Source organism: Modestobacter sp. SYSU DS0657 (genome assembly GCF_054050925.1).
This window is the reverse complement of sequence record NZ_JBJHAG010000024.1, coordinates 1-19,528: the sequence shown is the minus strand read 5'-3', so window position 1 is coordinate 19,528 and position 19,528 is coordinate 1. Positions and strand designations below refer to the sequence as shown.

At 74.8% G+C, this 19,528-nt stretch carries 17 protein-coding genes and 1 pseudogene; 4 read left to right on the top strand and 14 right to left on the bottom strand.

Annotated features, from left to right (window positions below):
• Nucleotides 1-5: 5 nt before the first annotated feature.
• From ACI79A_RS14930 to ACI79A_RS14920, 3 genes are all read left to right on the top strand, one after another.
• Nucleotides 6-1,304 carry an ABC transporter substrate-binding protein gene (locus ACI79A_RS14930; RefSeq protein WP_457084465.1) on the top strand — a complete coding sequence of 433 codons (1,299 nt, stop codon included), beginning with the start codon at nt 6-8 and terminating at the stop codon, nt 1,302-1,304.
• A gap of 91 nt (nt 1,305-1,395) precedes the next feature.
• The gene (locus ACI79A_RS14925; RefSeq protein ID WP_457084463.1) at nt 1,396-2,436 is read left to right on the top strand and encodes an ABC transporter ATP-binding protein; all 1,041 of its coding nucleotides are present in this window, start codon (nt 1,396-1,398) and stop codon (nt 2,434-2,436) included.
• A gap of 141 nt (nt 2,437-2,577) precedes the next feature.
• Nucleotides 2,578-3,543, top strand: a complete 966-nt coding sequence (locus ACI79A_RS14920; protein ID WP_457084461.1) for a zinc-binding dehydrogenase — start codon at nt 2,578-2,580, stop codon at nt 3,541-3,543.
• Nucleotides 3,544-3,550: 7 nt separating this feature from the next.
• On the opposite strand, the gene ACI79A_RS14915 is transcribed toward ACI79A_RS14920, so the two are convergent.
• Both ACI79A_RS14915 and lepA read right to left on the bottom strand, forming a co-directional pair.
• Nucleotides 3,551-4,207: an MOSC domain-containing protein gene (locus ACI79A_RS14915; RefSeq protein WP_457084459.1), complete on the bottom strand. Its 657-nt coding sequence runs from the start codon at nt 4,205-4,207 to the stop codon at nt 3,551-3,553.
• Entirely contained in the window at nt 4,204-6,048 is a 1,845-nt protein-coding gene (lepA, locus tag ACI79A_RS14910; RefSeq protein ID WP_457084457.1) for a translation elongation factor 4, read from the bottom strand. The genes ACI79A_RS14915 and lepA overlap by 4 nt, the downstream gene beginning before the upstream one ends.
• A gap of 223 nt (nt 6,049-6,271) precedes the next feature.
• Here lepA and rpsT point away from each other — a divergent pair, with 223 nt between their 5' ends.
• Nucleotides 6,272-6,532: a 30S ribosomal protein S20 gene (rpsT, locus tag ACI79A_RS14905; RefSeq protein WP_457084455.1), complete on the top strand. Its 261-nt coding sequence runs from the start codon at nt 6,272-6,274 to the stop codon at nt 6,530-6,532.
• Nucleotides 6,533-6,663: 131 nt separating this feature from the next.
• Here the strand turns inward: rpsT and holA are convergent, their stop codons facing one another.
• The 12 genes and pseudogenes from holA to obgE all read right to left on the bottom strand — a co-directional run bounded on the left by holA (nt 6,664) and on the right by obgE (nt 19,374).
• Complete coding sequence (gene holA / locus ACI79A_RS14900; protein WP_457084453.1) at nt 6,664-7,662, bottom strand: DNA polymerase III subunit delta; 999 nt, start codon at nt 7,660-7,662, stop codon at nt 6,664-6,666.
• A gap of 337 nt (nt 7,663-7,999) precedes the next feature.
• Nucleotides 8,000-9,520, bottom strand: a pseudogene (locus ACI79A_RS14895) (ComEC/Rec2 family competence protein); the annotation flags it as partial.
• A 622-nt stretch (nt 9,521-10,142) separates the two neighbouring features.
• Nucleotides 10,143-11,048 carry a helix-hairpin-helix domain-containing protein gene (locus ACI79A_RS14890; RefSeq protein ID WP_457084451.1) on the bottom strand — a complete coding sequence of 302 codons (906 nt, stop codon included), beginning with the start codon at nt 11,046-11,048 and terminating at the stop codon, nt 10,143-10,145.
• A gap of 156 nt (nt 11,049-11,204) precedes the next feature.
• Entirely contained in the window at nt 11,205-12,065 is an 861-nt protein-coding gene (locus tag ACI79A_RS14885; RefSeq protein ID WP_457084449.1) for a DegV family protein, read from the bottom strand.
• A 64-nt stretch (nt 12,066-12,129) separates the two neighbouring features.
• On the bottom strand, nt 12,130-12,900 hold the full coding sequence (locus ACI79A_RS14880; RefSeq protein ID WP_457084447.1) for a histidine phosphatase family protein: 771 nt from the start codon (nt 12,898-12,900) through the stop codon (nt 12,130-12,132).
• Nucleotides 12,897-13,352, bottom strand: coding sequence for a ribosome silencing factor (rsfS, locus tag ACI79A_RS14875; RefSeq protein ID WP_457084445.1), 456 nt, complete (start codon nt 13,350-13,352; stop codon nt 12,897-12,899). The genes ACI79A_RS14880 and rsfS overlap by 4 nt, the downstream gene beginning before the upstream one ends.
• Entirely contained in the window at nt 13,349-14,068 is a 720-nt protein-coding gene (nadD, locus tag ACI79A_RS14870) for a nicotinate-nucleotide adenylyltransferase (protein ID WP_457084443.1), read from the bottom strand. Before nadD ends, rsfS begins: the two co-directional genes overlap by 4 nt.
• Before the next feature lie 237 nt (nt 14,069-14,305).
• Entirely contained in the window at nt 14,306-15,556 is a 1,251-nt protein-coding gene (locus tag ACI79A_RS14865) for a glutamate-5-semialdehyde dehydrogenase (protein WP_457084441.1), read from the bottom strand.
• A gap of 88 nt (nt 15,557-15,644) precedes the next feature.
• Nucleotides 15,645-16,280 carry a GNAT family N-acetyltransferase gene (locus ACI79A_RS14860; protein ID WP_457084439.1) on the bottom strand — a complete coding sequence of 212 codons (636 nt, stop codon included), beginning with the start codon at nt 16,278-16,280 and terminating at the stop codon, nt 15,645-15,647.
• Nucleotides 16,273-16,752 (bottom strand): peptide deformylase, encoded by a 480-nt coding sequence (gene def / locus ACI79A_RS14855; RefSeq protein ID WP_457084437.1) that lies wholly within the window; start codon nt 16,750-16,752, stop codon nt 16,273-16,275. The genes ACI79A_RS14860 and def overlap by 8 nt, the downstream gene beginning before the upstream one ends.
• A 13-nt stretch (nt 16,753-16,765) precedes the next feature.
• A complete protein-coding gene (gene proB / locus ACI79A_RS14850; protein ID WP_457084435.1) occupies nt 16,766-17,887 on the bottom strand; it encodes a glutamate 5-kinase in 1,122 nt (373 codons plus the stop codon).
• Nucleotides 17,884-19,374: a GTPase ObgE gene (obgE, locus tag ACI79A_RS14845; protein WP_457084433.1), complete on the bottom strand. Its 1,491-nt coding sequence runs from the start codon at nt 19,372-19,374 to the stop codon at nt 17,884-17,886. Before obgE ends, proB begins: the two co-directional genes overlap by 4 nt.
• Nucleotides 19,375-19,528 lie beyond the last annotated feature (154 nt).

Genomic DNA, 19,528 nt, shown 5'->3' with positions numbered 1-19,528 from the left:
CCCCCATGAGGTCCCTGGACCGCCGCTCCTTCCTGCTGACCGGTGCCACGGTCGGCGTCCTCGCGCTGTCCGCCTGCGCCGGCACCGCCACCGGAGGGACCGGGGGGTCCGGCGACGGTGGAGCGGTCGAGACGCTGACCATGTGGTCCAACCACCCGGGTGAGTCCAAGCCCGTCGAGACCGAGCTGCTCGACGCCTTCACGGCCGAGACCGGGATCGAGGTCAATCTGGTCACCGCGGGGCAGTCCTACGAGGAAGCCGCCCAACGGTTCAACGCCGCGCTGTCCGGCGGGGACCTGCCCGACGTCGTCATCGCCTCCGACGTCACCTGGTTCAACTTCGCGCTCAACGACGCCATCACCCCGATGGACGACCTGTGGGAGGCCGCCGGCGTGGACACCGCCGGGTACGTCGACTCCCTCCGGGAGGACTACGAGTACGACGGCGCCCACTACGCCCTGCCCTACGCCCGGTCGACGCCGCTCTTCTACTACAACAAGGAGATGTGGGCGGCTGCCGGCCTGCCCGACCGCGGCCCGGAGACCTGGGCGGAGTTCGCCGAGTGGGCACCGCGGCTGGCCGCCGCCAACCCGGGGATCGCCCCCATGGTGCTGCCCGACGGCAGCAACTACCTCGACTGGTACTTCCAGGGCATGATCTGGACCTTCGGCGGGGCGTACTCCGACGAGTGGGAGCCGACGTTCACCTCCCCGGAGTCGCTGGAGGCCGGTCGCTTCCTGCAGGACCAGTACCGCCAGGACCACATCGCCATCTCCAACGACGCGAACAACCAGTTCGGTGCTGCCCAGGCTGCCTCGCTGCTGCAGTCCACCGGGTCCCTGGGCGGGCTCAGCGAGACCGCCCAGTTCGAGTTCGGCACGGCCTTCCTGCCCGGCCCGCGTCCCGGCACGCCGACCGGTGGAGCCGGGCTGGCGATCCCTGCGGGCATCTCCGATGAGCGCAAGGAGGCGGCCATGGAGCTCATCGCCTTCCTCACCAACACCGACAACACGGTGACCTTCAGCCAGGCCACCGGGTACATGCCGGTCCGCAAGGACGCCATCGACGCCCCGGAGATGGCCGCCTACCTGGAGGAGAACCCGAACGCGCGGACCGCGCTGGAGCAGCTCGAGGTCACCGCGCCGCAGGACTACGTCCGGGTGTTCCTGCCCGGTGGTGGCGCCCGGATCGGCGCCGGCCTCGACCGCATCACCATCGGCGGTGAGGACGTGGAGACCGTCTTCGGTCAGCTGGCCGAGGAGAGCCAGCAGGTCTACGAGCGGGACATCGAGCCGAAGCTGTGACGTCCCGGCCAGCAGCAGGAGGGAGCCGGCCGTGGCGTCGGTGAGGTTCGAGGAGGTCACACGCTCCTTCGCCCGGGGTGAGCGGCCGGCAGTGGACCGCTTGGACCTGGACGTCCACGACGGCGAGTTCCTCGTCGTCGTGGGTCCGTCTGGGTGCGGGAAGTCCACGAGCCTGCGGATGCTCGCCGGCCTGGAGCCGGTGACCTCGGGGCGGGTGCTCATCGACGGTGTCGACGTCACCGGCAGCCGGGCCCGTGACCGGGACGTCGCCATGGTGTTCCAGAGCTACGCGCTGTATCCGAACATGACCGCCGGGGAGAACATGGCGTTCGCCCTGAGGAACCTCGGCGTCAGCAAGGCGGACATCAGCACGCGGGTGGCCGAGGCCGCCCGGGTGCTCCAGCTGGAGGACCTGCTGGACCGCAGGCCCGCCAAGATGTCCGGCGGGCAGCGGCAGCGGGTCGCGATGGGGCGGGCGATCGTCCGGGATCCGAAGGTGTTCTGCATGGACGAACCACTGTCCAACCTGGACGCGAAACTGCGGGTGTCCACCCGGGCGGAGATCGCGAACCTGCAGAAGCGGCTGGGCACCACGACCGTCTACGTCACCCATGACCAGACCGAGGCGATGACGATGGGCGACCGCGTCGTCGTTCTCCGGGACGGGCAACTGCAGCAGGTGGGCACTCCGACCGAGCTCTACGAGCGGCCGGTCAACTCCTTCGTCGCCGGGTTCATCGGCTCGCCGTCCATCAACCTGGTGGACGGCGTGCCGGTGCGGAACGGCCGGGCCGAGGTCACCCCGTGGCTGCAGATCCCCGTTCCCGGTGGCAGGACGGGGCACGAGCGGGTCACGGTCGGCATCCGTCCGGAGGGGGCCGACGCCATCGGGGGTGACGTGACCGGGTCAGGGGACCGACTGGCCGCACGGGTCACCCGGATCGAGCGCCTCGGCTCGGAGACGCTGGCTTTCCTCGACCCGCTGGGCCTCAACGACGGCGTGGCCCCGCGGAGCGAGCTGATCGTCCGGCTGGACAAGCGCCAGGTCGTCCAGGAGGGCACCGAGCTGGTCCTGCGCGTCCACCTGGGCGAGGTCCTGCTGTTCGATCCGGACGGGCACGCCATCCGCTGACACCCGGTCGCCCGACCGTCCGGGCACCGTTCGCACCCGGCTGCCTGGCGCGCCACCGCGGCCCGCCAGGCAGCCGGGGAACCGGGGACGGTCGCGACCACGGCGTCGCGGACGGGGGAGGTGGTCGGCTAGCGTCCGGGCATGCTGGCTGCCTTCGTCTCCACGCCCGCCCCGGACGACCCGCTCTCGGTGCTGGAGGTGGGCGACCGGCCCGAGCCGGAGGTCCCGGAGGGCTGGACGACGGTGACGGTGCGGGCCGCCTCGCTCAACCACCACGACCTGTTCAGCCTGCGCGGTGTCGGGCTGCCGGCCGAGCGGATGCCGATGGTGCTGGGCTGCGACGCCGCGGGGCTGGACGAGGACGGCAACGAGGTCGTCGTGCACGCGGTCGTCTCCTCCCCCGGCTGGACCGGTGACGAGACGATGGACCCGAAGCGCTCGCTGCTGTCCGAGCGGTACCAGGGCACGCTCGCCGAGCGCGTGGCGGTGCCGCGGCGCAACGTCGTCCCCAAGCCGGCCGAGCTGTCCTTCGCCGAGGCCGCCTGCCTGCCCACCGCGTGGCTGACCGCCTACCGGATGCTCTTCGTCCGCTCCGGCCTGCGGCCGGGGCAGACCGTGCTCGTGCAGGGCGCCAGCGGCGGCGTGGCCACGGCACTGGTCCGGCTGGGCTCCGCCGCCGGCTACCGGATGTGGGTGACCGGCCGCAGCGAGCAGAAGCGCGCCGCGGCGCTGGCGCTCGGTGCCGACCAGGCGTTCGAGTCCGGCGCGCGGCTGCCCGAGCGGGTGGACGGCGTGATGGAGACCGTCGGCGAGGCCACCTGGAGCCACAGCGTCAGGTCGCTCAAGCCCGGCGGCGTCGTCGTCACCTGCGGGGCGACCACCGGCTTCAACCCCGGCGCCGAGTTGAACCGGGTCTTCTTCACCCAGCTGTCGGTGATCGGCTCCACGATGGGCACCCGCGAGGAGCTCGACGACCTGATCGAGATGTGCCGGGTCACCGGGGTGCGCCCGCAGATCGACGTGGAGCTGCCGCTGTCCGAGGCCCGCGAGGGGTTCGCGCGGATGCTGGAGGGGCGCACCAACGGCAAGATCGTCTTCACCGTCTGAGCGGCGGTCAGGCCCGGGCTGCCAGCCGCTTCTCGATCTGGGCGGCGAGCTTCGGCTGCGCCCGCACCGGCAGGTACGGCAGCGCCGGGGCCAGTTCCGGGACGCGCGACTTCTCGAACGTCGCGATGCGGAACGCCTCCCCCACGGTGATGCCGTGGTCGGGGCGGTCGCGCACCTCGACCACGTCCCCGGCGCCGACGTCACCGGTCTCCAGCACCCGCAGGTAGGCGCCGGTCGCACCCCGGGCGGCGAACCGCTTGACCAGGTCGGGCACGCCCCAGAACCGGGCGAAGTTCGCGCACGGGGTGCGCCAGGCGGTCACCTCGAACAGCGCCGTCCCCACCTGCCAGCGCTCGCCGATCAGCGCGGCGGTCAGGTCCAGGCCGGACGTGCGGAGGTTCTCCCCGAACCGGCCGGGCGGCAGCTCGCGGTCCAGCTCGGCGGCCCACCAGTCGGCGTCGGCCTGGTCGTAGGCGTAGACCGCCTGGCCCTCGCCGCCGTGGTGCTTCTTGTTGACCTGCACGTCGCCGTCCAGGCCGAGCTCGCCGACGACGACCCGGCCGGCGACCGGCCGCTTGTCGATGCCCGACCGGCTGGGGCGCTTGTCCGGCAGCGGCAGCAGGTCCGCGCCCGAGACACAGACGGCGAGGACCTGACCGGTCACTTCTTCGCGCTGGTGGGCTCGGCGGTGGACAGCGCGGCAACGAAGGCCTCCTGGGGGACCTCGACGCGGCCGACCATCTTCATCCGCTTCTTGCCCTCCTTCTGCTTCTCCAGCAGCTTCCGCTTGCGGCTGATGTCACCGCCGTAGCACTTGGCGAGGACGTCCTTGCGGATGGCGCGGACCGTCTCCCGGGCGATGACCCGGGAGCCGACGGCGGCCTGGATGGGCACCTCGAACTGCTGGCGCGGGATGAGCTCGCGCAGCTTGCCGGCCATCAGCACGCCGTAGCTGTAGGCCTTGTCGGCGTGCACGATCGCGGAGAAGGCGTCGACGGCCTCGCCCTGCAGCAGGATGTCGACCTTCACCAGCTTCGACTCCTGCTCACCGGCCTCGGCGTAGTCCAGCGAGGCGTAGCCGCGGGTGCGGGACTTCAGCGCGTCGAAGAAGTCGAAGATGATCTCGCCGAGGGGCAGCGTGTAGCGCAGCTCGACCCGGGTCTCGGACAGGTAGTCCATCCCGGTCAGCGACCCGCGCCGGCTCTGGCACAGCTCCATGATCGCCCCGGTGTAGTCGCTGGGGGCGATGATCGTGGCGTTCACGATCGGCTCGTACACCTTGTCGATCTTGCCGCTGGGCCAGTCGCTGGGGTTGGTGACGACGACCTCCGAGCGGTCCTCCATCACCACCCGGTAGACGACGTTGGGCGCGGTGGAGATCAGGCTGATCCCGGCCTCGCGCTCCAGCCGCTCGCGGACGATCTCCAGGTGCAGGAGGCCGAGGAACCCGACCCGGAAGCCGAAGCCCAGCGCCGCGGAGGTCTCCGGCTCGTAGACCAGCGCCGCGTCGTTGAGCAGCAGCTTGTCCAGCGACTCGCGCAGCAGCTGGTACTCGCTGCCGTCGATCGGGTACAGGCCGGAGTACACCATCGGCTTGGGGTCGCTGTAGCCGCCGATCGGCTCGGGTGCCGGCTTGTGCTGCAGCGTCACGGTGTCACCGACCCGGGACTGCCGGACGTCCTTCACCCCGGTGATGAAGTAGCCGACCTCGCCCACCCCGAGGCCCTCGACCGGCTTGGGCTCCGGGGAGATGACGCCGATCTCCAGCAGCTCGTGGGCGGCGCCGGTGGACATCATCTTGATCCGGTCACGGCCGCTGATCCGGCCGTCGACGACGCGGACGTAGGTGATGACGCCGCGGTAGATGTCGTAGACCGAGTCGAAGATCATCGCGCGCGCCGGGGCGTCGGCGTCGCCGACCGGTGGCGGGATCTTCTCCACGATCGCGTCGAGCAGTTCGGCGACGCCCTCGCCGGTCTTGCCGCTGACCCGGAGCACGTCGGCCGGGTCGCAGCCGATGATGTGGGCGATCTCGGCGGCGTACTTCTCCGGCTGGGCGGCCGGCAGGTCGATCTTGTTGAGCACCGGGATGATCGTGAGGTCGTTCTCCAGTGCCAGGTACAGGTTCGCCAGGGTCTGGGCCTCGATCCCCTGCGCGGCGTCGACCAGCAGCACCGCGCCCTCGCACGCGGCCAGTGACCGGGACACCTCGTAGGTGAAGTCGACGTGGCCGGGGGTGTCGATCATGTCCAGCACGTACTCGTCGCCGGCGGCTGCACCGGTGCGCGGGGTCCACGGCAGGCGCACGTTCTGCGCCTTGATGGTGATGCCGCGTTCGCGCTCGATGTCCATCCGGTCGAGGTACTGGGCACGCATCTGCCGCGCCTCGATGATCCCGGTCACCTCGAGCATCCGGTCGGCCAACGTCGACTTGCCGTGGTCGATGTGGGCGATGATGCAGAAGTTCCGGATCCGGGCGGGATCGGTGGAGGCAGGAGTCGTCACAGTGCTGACCATCGTCCCATGACTGGGCCGGGGACGGCGATCGCCCGGCGGGGCGTCGTCCCCCACGGTGGCGCGGGGCGGTGCGCCGGGTGGGCGACCGGTCCGCCGTAGGGGCTGGTGCGGATGAGCTGGTATCTTGTGAGGCCGGTCCGCAGTGCGCTGTGCTGCGCCGCGGACGCACTGTCAGAAGTACACCTCCCTGCGAGACATCCGAGGCTCACGCGTGGCGAACATCAAGTCCCAGATCAAGCGGATCAAGACCAACGAGATCGCGCGTCAGCGCAACGTCGCGGTCAAGTCCGCCCTGAAGACGCAGGTGCGTCGCTTCCGCGCGGCCGCCGACGCCGGGGACAAGGAAGCGGCGACCACCGCGCTCCAGACCGCCAGCAAGGCGCTGGACAAGGCCGCCAGCAAGGGCATCATCCACAAGAACCAGGCCGCCAACCGCAAGTCGGCGCTGGCCAAGCGGGTCGCCTCTCTCTGATCCACCGCAGCGGCGCCCCGCTTGACCGGAGCTGCGCCGCTGGACGTCGGGCCCCCACTCCCCTCCGGGAGTGGGGGCCCGACGCGTTGACCGGCCGGTCGGCAGCTCGGCGCGGCCCCGGGGCGACCGGGTCAACGGCCGGCGTGGGCCCGTCCGCCGCCGGCGGCCCGGATGGCCACCATCCGGCGCACCGCCCGCTCGAGCGCGTAGTCGGCGCTGGCGGCCGCGCCCTTGACGTCGGCGTTCAGCTCGGCGGCCACGCCGATCGCCTGCTGCAGGGCGTCGATGCTCCAGCCCCGGGCCTGGCTCTGCGCCTTCTTCACCTTCCACGGCGGGAGCTTCAGCTGCCGGGCGAGCTCGCCGATGTTCGAGGTGTTCAGCGAGGCGACACGGGCCGCGGTGCGGACACCGTCGGCCAGGGCGTCGGCGATGAGGACGTGCGCCACGCCGCGGTCCAGCGCCCACCGCAGCATCTCCACCGACCCGGCGGTGTCGCCGACCAGCACCCGCTCGGCGACGGTGAAGCCGGTGACCTCGGCCTGCCCGCGGTGGAAGCGGGCGACGTCGTCGGCGTCGATGCTGCCGCCGAAGTCCGACACCAGCTGGCTCGCCGCCGCCGACAGCCCGCGCAGGTCGTTGCCGACCGCGTCGAGCAGGGCGGTGACCGCATCGGGGGTGATCCGGCCACCGGCGTGGCGGACCTCGTTGCGCACGAAGGCGACCCGCTCCCCCGCCGAACTGATCCTCGGGCACTCGTCGACCGCTGCCCCGGCGGCCTTGAACGCCTTCAGCAGGGCCTCGTTGCGCTTCCCGCCGCCGTGCACCAGCACCAGGGTGAGCTCGGGGTCCGGGTCCTTCAGGTATGCGGTCAGGGAGTCGGCGAGTGCGGCCGCGGCCTCGTGCACGCCGGCGACGACGACCAACCGGTGCCCGCCGAACAGCGACGGGGACAGCACGTCGGCCAGGTGCCCGAGCGGCAGCCCGGCGGCGACCAGCTCGTGCTCCTCGACGTCGGGGTGGCGGTCGCGGACCGCGGCGCGCACCGCGGAGACGGCGCGGGCCCGCAGCAGCTCCTCCTCCCCGACCACCAGCCGCAACCGGGACGTCGGAGCGGGGGGTGCGGCAGCCACGAGGCCATGCTGCCACGCGCTCCCGACACGACCGTGCTGCCGCCCGGCGCACCGGGACCGTCGCCGTCAGCAGCGGGGCGGCCGGCTCGGGCGCGGCCGCCCCGCGCAGCACGGTGTCCGGGCCGCGCACCGCCACGCCCCACTGCCCCGCCCGGCCGACCACCGCCACGTCGCCGTCCCGGTCGGTGCGGTGCACCCGCATCCCGGCCCCGGCGACCACCGCCAGCAGCTCCTGCGCCGGGTGCCCGTAGCTGTTGCCGGCGCCCACGGAGATCAGCGCCACGCGGGCCCGGCTCGCGGCGACGAAACCCGGGTCGACGTCACCGCTGCCGTGGTGCGGCACCTTCAGCACGTCGGCGGTGAGGTCGGCCCCGGACCTGCGGAGCCGGGCTTCCGCCTCCTCGCCGATGTCACCGGTGAGCAGCACCCGCAGTCCGCGGTGCTCCGCGCGCACCACCAGGGACAGGTGGTTGGCGTCCGCGCCCGCGGTGGCCTCGGTCGGATCGGGGGCGAGCGCATCGAACACCGCTCCGCCCACCGTGCGCCGCTCCCCCGGCCGCAGGACGGCGTGCCGCCCACCCACCTGGCCCAGCACCTCCAGGACCGCCGAGAGCCGGTCCTCGTCCGGGGCCAGGGCACCGGTGGCGACCTCACCCACCGCGCGGCCGGTGAGCGCCCCGGCCAGCCCGCCGACGTGGTCGGCGTCCAGGTGCGAGAGCAGCACCAGCGGCAGACGGTCGACGCCGAGCCGGTCCAGGCAGCCGTCGACCAGGGCCGCGTCGGGTCCGGCATCGACCAGAACCCCCTCGCGCGGCCCGGTCGGGAACACCAGGGCATCGCCCTGCCCGACGTCGCAGGCGACCACCACGGTCTCCGGCAGCGGCCACCCGCGCCCGGCCTGGCGCAACGGCCACCCCACCACCACCGCGCCCAGCACGGCGGCCAGGGCCAGCCCGCGCGACCGCGGCCAGCGGACCAGCGCCCAGCAGACCGCCCCGAGCAACAGCGCCAGCGCCAGGGCGCCGGTCCGCCCGGCCGGCCAGGGCGTCGCACCGTCGGGGACGGCGGCTGCCGTCCGGGCGACCAGGACCAGCCAGCGGACCGGCCACCCGGCCAGCCAGGTGAGCGCGTCGGCCCCCGTCTCGGTCACCGGGGCGACCAGCGCGGCCAGCAGCCCGAGCACGGTCGCCGGCGCGACCACCGGAGCGGCGAGGAGGTTGGCCGGCAGCGACACCAGGCTCACCGCACCGGAGAGGGCCGCGACCAGCGGGGCGGTGGCCAGCCCGGCCGCCGCGCTCACCGCCACCGCGTCGGCGACCGGCCGGGGCAGTCGCCGTCGCCGCAGCCGGCGGGACCAGCCCGGCGCCAGCAGCACGATCGCGGCGGTCGCGGTGACCGACAGGGCGAACCCGGGATCCCGAGCCAGCGCCGGGTCGACCAGCAGCAGGAGGGTGACGCTGGCCGCCAGCGCTGGGACGGCGACCCGGCTGCGGCCCGAGGCCAGCGCGAGCAGCGCCACCGCGCCCATCGCCGCGGCCCGCAGCACGCTCGGCTCCGGCCGGGCCAGCACCACGAAGCCGGCGATGGCCAGCACGCCGACGAGGGCCTGGAGCCGCCGGTCGCTGCCGCGGGCCCGGAGCGGGGCGAGCACCAGCCCCACCGCGATCGCCACGTTGGCACCGGAGACGGCCAGCAGGTGGGAGAGCCCGGAGCGGCGGAACTCCCCGATGAGCACGTCGTCCAGGCCGGACGTGTCGCCGACGACCAGCCCCGGCAGCAGGCCGGCCGCGGGATCGGGCAGCGTGCGGGACGCTGCCGCGGACAGCCCGGCGCGGAGGGTCCCCGCCGCCGACTGCATGGCACTGGCGTCACCCACCGGCTGCGGTGGGGAGCGCGCCGACAGGACCGCGAGCACGTCGTCGGTCGTGCCGGCCGGGCGCAGCGAGGCCCGCACCGTCACCGACTGGCCGGGCAGCAGGCCCCGCCACTCCTCCGCCGGGCCGAACAGCAGCACCCGGTCCCCGCCGGTGGGATGGCCGTCGACCTCGCTGACCCGGCCGGTCACGAGCACCCGCTCGGGGCTGCCGACCAGTGGCCGGGGGTCCGAGCCGAGTGCGAAGGCCACGGAGACCACGGCGCCCCGGGCGGCCAGCCCGGTCAGCGGTGAGTCGTCCCGGGCCTGGCTCCGCACGCCGGCGACGGCACCGGTGACGGTGATCGCGGCCAGGCACCCGACCAGGACCAGCGCCGCGCCGGCCCGGCGGCTGGCGAGCAGGACGACGGCGACCGCCGCAGCGCTCCCCGCCAGGCCGAGGAGCAGACCCGGGGAGAGCAGCGGTGCGGCCAGCGTCAGCAGCCAGACGGTGGCCGCGACCGGCACCAGTCGCAGGTCGAGCCAGCGCCAGCGGCCGGCCGCCCGCACCCGGTGCACCGGCAGCGGCACCGGGCCAGGCGCGGCGGACCGTCGTCCGGCCGGCACGTCAGACCGTGACCAGGTCGACGAGCTCGGCGAAGGTGGCCGGCCCGATGCCGCTGACGTCGTCCAGCTGCTCGACGCTGGTGAAGGGGCCGTGGTTGCTCCGGTGCACCACGATCCGCTGGGCGAGCACCGGGCCGATGCCCGGCAGGGCGTCCAGCTCCGCCGCCGTCGCCCGGTTCAGGTCGAGCAGCCCACCGGCGGTGTGGCCTCCGGCTGCCTCCGGTGGCCCGGGGACCGCCCCCGGCAGCCCCACGGCGAGCTGCTCGCCGTCGACCAGGACCGCTGCCGCGTTGACCGACGCGGGATCGGCCTCCGGCAGCAGCCCCCCGGCAGCGGACAGCGCGTCCGCGACCCGCGAGCCCGCCGGCAGGGTGACCAGCCCAGGCGAGGCGACCTGGCCGATCACCGACACGACCACCTCGGCAGCGGCGGACGGCTCACTGCGCGCCCGGGCCGGCGACGGGGCAGTCGGCACCGGGCCCGGTGACGCCGCCGAGCTGGACCCGGCCGACACCTGGTCCACCGTCGGCCGGTCGGCCCAGGTCCAGCCGACCACCACCGCGGCGGCGAGGACGGCGACCGCCCACAGCGTCCACGCCCCCGGCCGGCCCGGGCTCACCCGCGCGGCCGGCCCTGGGGCCCGGTGGCGCCCCAGCCCAGGGGGCAGCCCCTGCTCCTCGGCCGGCTCGCCGAGCGGGGTCGTCGGCGTGTCGTCGGGTGCCCGGGAGGGCCGGCGCGCTGCGCCGTCGCGGAGATCGTCCGAGTCGCGGTCGTCGGGACGCCCCGACCGGTCCTCGCCCTCGTCCTCGTCGGGGACCCAGCCGCCGGGGCGCTGCCCCTCCGCCAGCAGCGCCCGCAGCCGGGCACGGATGACGTCGTCGTCGTTGCGACGGGGCGAGGAGCGCACGCCGAGGACGCTAGGGAGGCCGCGCTGCGTCCCGCACCGCCTCCGACCAGGTTGTGGACGGAGGTCCCGGCTGTGGACGGCGACGGCCGGCCTGAGCTGCCAGCCCGGCACGGTCGGCCGATGCCGCCCGCCCGCTGCCTCGCGCGCCGCCTCCGGTCAGTCCGTGCCGTGGACGGTCGGGTCGACGACCACCCCGACGGCACCGGGGCCGACGTGCGCGCCGATCGCGGCCCCGAGCTCGCTGACGTGCAGCTCGCGCAGCCCGGGCAGGCGCGCGCGCAACTGCTCGGCGAGCCGGTCCGCCCGCTCGGGGGCGGCGAGGTGGTGCACGGCGGCATCGACCGGGCGGTCCCCGGCGACCTCGGCGGCGCGCTGCACCAGCCGGGTGATCGCACGGGCGGAGGTGCGCACCTTCTCCAGCGGGACGACCCGGCCTTCGGTCACGTGCAGCACCGGCTTGACCGCCAGCGCGGTGCCCAGCCACGCGGCTGCCGACCCGATCCGGCCGCCGCGGCGCAGGTGCTCGAGGGTGTCGACGACGAAGAACGTGCGGCTGGCCGCGGCCGTCTCCCGGGCCGCCTGCGCCACCTGCTCCGCGCTGCCACCGACAGCCGCCGCGCGTGCCGCGGCCAGCACCGCGAACCCGTTGCCCATGGCGGCCGAGCGGGAGTCCAGCACGGTGACCAGGTGCTCGCCCACCTGCCCGGCCGCCACCCGCGCGGCGTCCCAGGTGCCGGAGAGCTCACCGGACAGGTGCACGGAGACGACCCGGTCGGCGCCGCCGTCCAGCAGCCGGCGGTAGGTGGCCACGAAGTCCCCGGGCGTGGGCCGGGAGGTGGTGACGTGCCCGCCGCGGACGGCCAGCGCGCGGGCCACCTCGGCGGAGGTGACGTCGCTGCCCTCGCGGCCGGAGCGGCCGGCCAGCACCACGTACAGCGGCACGACCTCGATGCCCAGCTCGGCGACGATCTCCGCCGGCAGGTAGGCCGTGGAGTCGGTGACCACGGCGACGGACATGGGCGGAGGCTAACCGGCGCCGCGCCGGCCGTTCCCACCCACGGGCCCCGGAGGACCGGATGGCTCAGCCGCCGGCGTCGGCGTCCTGCGCCGGCGCCCCCTCCTCGGGGCTCGCGCCGGCGGGCGGCAGCGGCGCGTCCGGCGCATCGGACCCGGACGGTCCGCGGTCCCGGTGGGCGCCCGGCCCACCCTCGACCGGACCGGGCGTGGGCACCGCCGAGTTGTGCCGCATCAGCCGCCAGCCCGACGCCTGGAACGACAGCTCGCTCCAGTGGCAGTTGCCGAGCGGGCCGAAGATCCTGCGGTGCTCCGGGCCGAGGCCCAGCAGCACCTCCAGCAGCCGGCCGGCAGTGCCGCCGTGGGTCACCAGCACCGCGGTCTCGGCCGGCGGTAGGTCGGCCACCGCCGCCAGGGCGCGGGCGGCGACGTCGGCCTGCAGCTCCCCGCCGCGGCCGGGCACCGGACGACCGGCCACCCACTCCGCGTACTGCTCCGGCAGCTGCTCGGCGACCTCGTCCCGGGTCAGCCCCTCCCAGCTGCCCAGGCCGTGCTCACGCAGCCGGGCGTCGACCTGCACGGGCAGTCCCAGCAGCGACGCCAGAGCACCGGCGGTGTCCCGGGCGCGCTGCAGGTCGCTGGAGACCAGCACGGTGGTGGCCGGGTCCAGGCCGGCCGCCAGCACCGGTGCGGTGCGAGCGGCCTGCGCCCGTCCCTCCGCGTCCAGCGGCGGGTCGAGCTGCCCCTGGAAGCGCCCGCTGGCGTTCCACTCGGTGCGCCCGTGGCGCCAGACCAGCAGCCGGCCGACCGGCGGGGTACCGGGGGCGGCCTCGCTCACCGGTCGGTCGTGCCCGACTCGGCGTCCTCGGTCGACTCGTCGGCGTCGGCCGCCGGGGTCGCGGCCACCGGCGCCTGCGCGGCGGCAGGCGCGGACCGGTCGACGAAGGGGATGACCGGGCAGTCCTTCCACAGCCGCTCGAGCGCGTAGTAGGCGCGCTCCTCGGCGTGCTGGACGTGCACGACGACGTCGACGAAGTCGAGCAGGACCCAGCGGGACTCCGCGACGCCCTCGCGTCGCACGGGCTTGACCCCGTGGTCGCGCAGCCGCTCCTCGACCGCGTCGACGATCGACTGCACCTGGCGCTCGTTGGGAGCCGACGCCAGGACGAAGGCGTCGGTGATGGCGAGCCGGTCGCTGACGTCGACGATCGAGACATCGGTGGCGAGCTTGTCCGCGGCGGCCTGCGCGGCGATCAGCGCGGTCTCTCGGGCCTCGGCCGAGGCGGTCATCGGGGCATCTCCTGCAGATCGGGGGACGAGGTGTCCCCGGGGGCTGGGTCGTCGGGCAGGGTCGGCTCGGCGGGTTCGGGCGTGTGCCGGCCGGCGGCCGGGCGGCCGACCGCTGGGCGTCCGGTGCCCTCGGTGCGGTACAGGCCGCGCTTCTCGATGTACTGCACCACACCGTCGGGCACCAGGTACCAGACCGGCCGGCCCCGCCGGACCCGGTCGCGGCAGTCGGTGGAGCTGATCGCCAGCGCGGGCACCTCGACCAGGCTCACCGCTCCCGCCGGTAGATCGGCGTCCCCGAGCTGGTAGCCCGGCCGGGTCACCCCGACGAAGTGCGCCAGGTCGAAGAGCTTGTCGGTGTCCCGCCAGCCGACGATCTGGGCCAGCGCGTCGGCACCGGTGATGAAGAACAGCTCGCTGTCCGGGTGCTCGCGGTGCAGGTCCTGCAGGGTGTCGATGGTGTAGGTCGGGCCGCCGCGGTCGACGTCGACCCGGCTGACCGAGAAGCGTGGGTTGGACGCCGTGGCGATCACCGTCATGAGGTAGCGGTCCTCGGCCGGGCTGACCCCGCGCTCGGACTTCTGCCAGGGCTGGCCGGTCGGGACGAAGACGACCTCGTCGAGCCCGAACAGCTCGGCCACCTCACTGGCGGCCACCAGGTGCCCGTGGTGGATGGGGTCGAACGTGCCACCCATCACCCCGAGCCGACGCGCTGCCACTGACCGAGCCTAGCCCGGCATCGCGTGATCCGGTCGCCCGACCACCGGATCCCGGTGGGACCGGGCGGCCAGGGGCGGACGGCCGCCGTCGCGCGGGCCCGGTGACCGGCGCCCCCGTGCCGCCGGTCCCCCGGTGGGAGACCCCGGGCACCCGCGGGCAGCCGCCCGCCGTCGCACACCCTGACACATGTGGACGGTGCTGTCTCGCTACACCGGGGGTGGAGCGCGGTGTCCCCGTCAGCGGACGTGGCCGCTGCCGGTCACCACGTACGTCGTCGAGGTGAGCTCCGGCAACCCCAGCGGGCCGCGGGCGTGCAGCTTCTGGGTGGAGATGCCGATCTCGGCACCGAACCCGAACTCGCCGCCGTCGGTGAACCGCGTCGAGGCGTTGACCAGCACCGCCGCGGCGTCCACCCCCGCGGTGAAGGCGGCGATCGCCGACGCGGAGTCGGCGACGATCGCCTCGGAGTGCCCGCTCCCCCACTGCGCGATGTGGTCGAGCGCCTGCGGCAGGTCATCGACCACCCGCACGGCCATGTCCAGAGAGAGGTACTCGGTCGCCCAGTCCTCGTCGGTGGCCGGGACGACGGCGTCGTGCGCCTCCCGCGCGGTCTCGTCACCGTGCAGCGTCACCCCGGCGTCGGCCAGCGCCGCGAGCAGCCGCGGCAGGAAGGGGACGTCGCGGTGCACCAGCAGCGTCTCGGCGGAGTTGCACACGCTGACCCGGGAGGTCTTGGCGTTCAGCACGATCGCCTCGGCCGTCGCCGCATCGGCCGAGGCGTCGACGTAGACGTGGCAGTTGCCCACGCCGGTCTCGATCACCGGCACGACCGCCTCGCGGACCACCCGCTGGATCAGCGACGCCCCGCCGCGCGGGATCACCACGTCGACCAGCCCGCGGGCGGCCAGCAGTTCGCCCACCGAGGCCCGGTCGGCCGGCAGCAGGGCGATCGAGCCGGCCGGCAGACCGGCCTTCTCGGCGGCCTCGGTGAGCACGGCCACCAGCGCGGTGTTCGTGCGGTGCGCCGACGCCGACCCGCGCAGCAGCGCCGCGTTGCCGCTCTTCAGGCAGAGACCCGCGGCGTCGACGGTCACGTTGGGCCGGGCCTCGTAGACGATCCCGACCACCCCGAGGGGCACCCGGACCTGGCGCAGCTGCAGCCCGTTGGCCAGCGTCGAGCCGCGGACGACGTCGCCCACCGGGTCGGGCAGCGCGATCAGCTGGCGCAGCGCGTCGGCGACCGCCGCCACGCGCGGCCGGTCCAGCCGCAGCCGGTCGAGCACCGAGGCCGGGGTGCCGTCGGCCGCGGCCGCCTCGACATCGGCGGCGTTGGCGGCGAGCACCTCGTCGGCCCGCTCGACCAGCGCCTCGGCCATCGCGGCGAGCGCGGCGTCCTTGGTCTCGGTGGGCAGGGTGCGCAGCACGCGGGCGGCCTCGCGGGCACGCACCGCGGCGGCGCCGATGAGCGGGAAGTCGGCGTCGGACACGCGTCGAGGTTACGCGGCACCAGCGGCGTCCGGGCTCAGCTCACGTGCTCCTGGCTCACGGTGCGGGGTGAGCCAGGAGCACGCACGATCAGCTCTCCTGATCCCGGGCGGCGTGGCGGGCGAGGCGGGAGCGCAGGTTGCTCCGCACCGCCGGCCACTCGCTCACGGTGATGGAGAAGACCACGGTGTCCCGCAGCGACCCGTCGGGCTGGCGGCGGTGGTTGCGCAGCACGCCGTCCTGCTTGGCGCCGAGCGCGGCGATCGCCGTCCGCGACTGCCGGTTGTGCCAGTGCGTGCGGAACTCCACCGCGACGCAGCCGAGCACCTCGAACGCGTGCTGCAGCAGGAGCAGCTTGCTCTCGCTGTTCACCCCGGAGCACTGGGCCGACGCCCGGGTCCAGGTGTAGCCGACCTCCAGCCGCGGGGTGGTCCGGTCGAGGTTGCAGTACGTCGTCACCCCGAGCGCGTCCCCGGTGCCCCGGCGGCGGACGACGAAGGGGAGCATCGTGCCCGCCTGCTGGGCGGCGAGCTTGGCCGCGACGTCGTCGGCCATCGCCTCGGGCGTGGGCACCGACGTGTACCAGAGCTCCCACAGCCGCCCGTCGGCCGCGGCGACGGCCAGGTCGGGGGCGTCGGCCAGGGACAGCGGCGCCAGCGTCACCAGCTGACCGGTCAGCGCAACCGGACCCCAGCCGGCCGGCTCGGCCACCGGCAGCTCAGGCACGCAGTGCGCGCATGGCGCGCTTGCGTGCCTCGCCGGTCAGCCGGTCGACGAACAGCTTGCCGTCCAGGTGGTCGACCTCGTGCTGCAGGCAGCGCGCCATCAGCCCGCTGCCCTCCAGCCGCAGCGGTTCCCCGTGCACGTCGAAGCCCTCGGCGACGCAGTGCATCGCCCGCACGGTGGGTGCGTAGAGCCCCGGGATGGACAGGCAGCCCTCGTCGCCGTCCTGCGTCTCCTCGGACCGCTCGGTGATCATCGGGTTCACCAGGTGCCCGATCACGCCGTCGACGTTGTAGGAGAAGACCCGCAGGCCCACCCCGATCTGGGTGGCGGCCACGCCGGCCCGGCCGGGGTGGTCGACGGTCTCCTCCAGGTCGCGGACGAGCGCGGCGAGGTCGGCGTCGAAGGAGCGGATCGGGTCGGCCGGGGTGCGCAGCACCGGGTCACCGATCTCGCGGATGGGTCGCACGGTCACGGCAGGCAGTCTCTCAGGCCGGGGCGCGGCGCCCGACGAGCACCATCTCGTCGCGGTGCACCACCTCGCGGCGGTGCTCCGGGTCGAGGTCACCGGTCTTGCGGCCCAGCAGGTCGGGCAGCTCGCGGGCGTCGTAGGCCACCAGGCCCCGGGCGACGACGACGCCGTCGGGTCCGACGAGCTCGACCGGGTCGTCGGCGAGGAACTCCCCGGCCACCCCGGTGATTCCGGCGGCCAGCAGCGAGGCGTGCCGCTCCCGGACGGCGCGCACCGCGCCCTCGTCGAGCAGCAGCCGCCCGCGCGGCCGGCTGGCGTACCGCAGCCAGAACTGCCGGGCCGAGGGGCGCCGGCCGCTGGGCGCGAACAGGGTGCCGACCCGCTCCCCCGCCAGCGCCGCGGCCGCCCGGGGCGTGGAGGTGACGACGACGGGCACGCCGGCCGCGGAGGCGATGAACGCGGCCTCGACCTTCGTGGCCATGCCCCCGGTGCCCACGCCGTTGCGGCTGGCCGAGCCGAGGGTGACCGCGGCCAGGTCCTCCCGGCTGCGCACGGTGTCGACCAGCTGGGCCGGGCCGGTGCGCGGGTCGCCGTCGTAGACGCCGTCGACGTCGGAGAGCAGCACCAGTGCGTCGGCGACCGCCAGGTGCGCCACGAGCGCGGCGAGCCGGTCGTTGTCACCGAAGCGGATCTCCTCGGTCGCGACCGTGTCGTTCTCGTTGACGATCGGCAGGACGCCGAGCGTGAGCAGCCGCTCGACGGTCTGCCGGGCGTTGCGGTAGTGGCTGCGCCGGGTGAGGTCGTCGGCGGTGAGGAGCACCTGCCCGACCGTCACCCCGTGCCCGGCGAAGGCGTCGGCGTAGGTCTGCACCAGGCGCAGCTGCCCGACGCTGGCCGCGGCCTGCGCGGTGGCCAGGTCACGGGGGCGGCTGTCGAGCCCCAGCGGCGCCAGGCCGGCGGCGATGGCGCCGGAGGAGACCAGCACGACCTCCCGGCCTGCCGCGCGCAGGGCCCCCAGGACGTCGACCAGCGCGCGCAGCCGGCCTTCGTCCAGCCCGCCGGGCAGCGTGGTCAGCGACGACGACCCGACCTTCACGACCACCCGCTGTGCGCCGGCGATCTCGGCCCGCACGCTCACCGGTCGCTGTCGCCCTCGAGGAGCTCCTGGTCGAAGGAGCCGTCGGCGTCGGCCAGCTCGTAGGGCAGCCGCCGGGCCTTCTTGGCCGCCAGCCGCTCGTCGGCCGACAGCCGGGTGCTGGTCTCCAGCCGGGTGTCGGTGCCCCGGCCACCCAGGCCGGCGGTCTCCTCGACGCTGAGCGTGCCGGCCGGCAGGGTCGGCTCCCAGTCGAAGGTGACGTCGCCGACGGTGACCGCGTCACCGGGGACGGCGCCGACCTTGGCCAGCTCCTCCTCCACGCCCAGCCGGTTGAGCCGGTCGGCGAGGTACCCGACCGCCTCGTCGTTGCTGAAGTCGGTCTGCCGGACCCATCGCTCGGGGCGGACACCGCGGACCAGCCAGCCGTCGGTGCGCGGGTCGGGCTCGACGGTGAAGCCGCCGTCGTCGACCGCACGCGGCGTCAGGGTGATCGGCGCCGGCGCCAGCTCCGGCAGCGCGGCCCGGTGCTCCTCGACCGCGGCCGCGAGCGCGAAGCCCAGCTCGGCCAGGCCCTCGCCGGTTGCCGCGCTGATCGGGAAGACGGTCAGCCCGCGCTCCTCGAGCGGGGCGCGCACCAGGTCGACGAGCTCCCGCGCGTCCGGCACGTCGATCTTGTTGAGCACGGCGATCCGCAGCCGGCCCACCAGGTCCAGCTCCTCGCCGCCGTACTCGCGCAGCTCGTGCTCGAGCGCCTCGATGTCGGTCTCCGGGTCGCGCCCGGGCTCCATCGTGGCCATGTCGATGACGTGCACCAGCACGGCGCAGCGCTCGACGTGCCGGAGGAACTCCAGGCCCAGGCCCTTGCCGACCGAGGCGCCGGGGATGAGCCCGGGGACGTCGGCCATCGTGTACGTGGTGTCGCCGGAGCGGATCACACCCAGCTGCGGCACGAGCGTGGTGAACGGGTAGTCGGCGATCTTCGGCCGGGCCGCGGACATGGCGGCGACCAGCGAGGACTTGCCCGCGGAGGGGTACCCCACGAGGCCGACGTCGGCGATGCTCTTGAGCTCCAGGACGGCGTCGACGGCATCGCCGGGCTCCCCGAGCAGGGCGAAGCCGGGGGCCTTGCGGCGGGCGTTGGCCAGCGCGGCGTTGCCGAGCCCGCCCTTGCCCCCGCGGGCAAGCACGAAGCGGGCGCCGGCGCCGACCAGGTCGGCCACGGGCTCCCCGCCGATGCTCACCACGGTGCCCGAGGGGACGCGGAGCACGAGGTCCTCGCCGCGGCCACCGTTGCGGTAGTTGCCGGCGGCCTGCTTGCCGTTGCCGGCCTTCTGGTGCGGGTGGTGGTGGAAGTCCAGCAGGGTGTGCACGCTGGGGTCGACCTCGACGACGACGTCGCCGCCGTCCCCACCGTTCCCGCCGTCGGGGCCACCGAGGGGCTTGAACTTCTCGCGGTGCACGGAGCTGACCCCGTTGGCGCCCTTGCCTGCGGCCACGTGGACCGTCACGCGGTCGACGAAAGCGGCCATGATCGCCGCCTCTCTGCGTCTACGGCCGAACTGTGCCTACATGTGGGAACGGGGGGGGGGGGGGGGGGGGGGGGGGGGCGCCCGCGGGGGGGGGGGGGGGGGGGGGGGGGGGGGGGGGGGGGCGGGCGCGCGGGCCGCGCGCCCGCGGCGCACC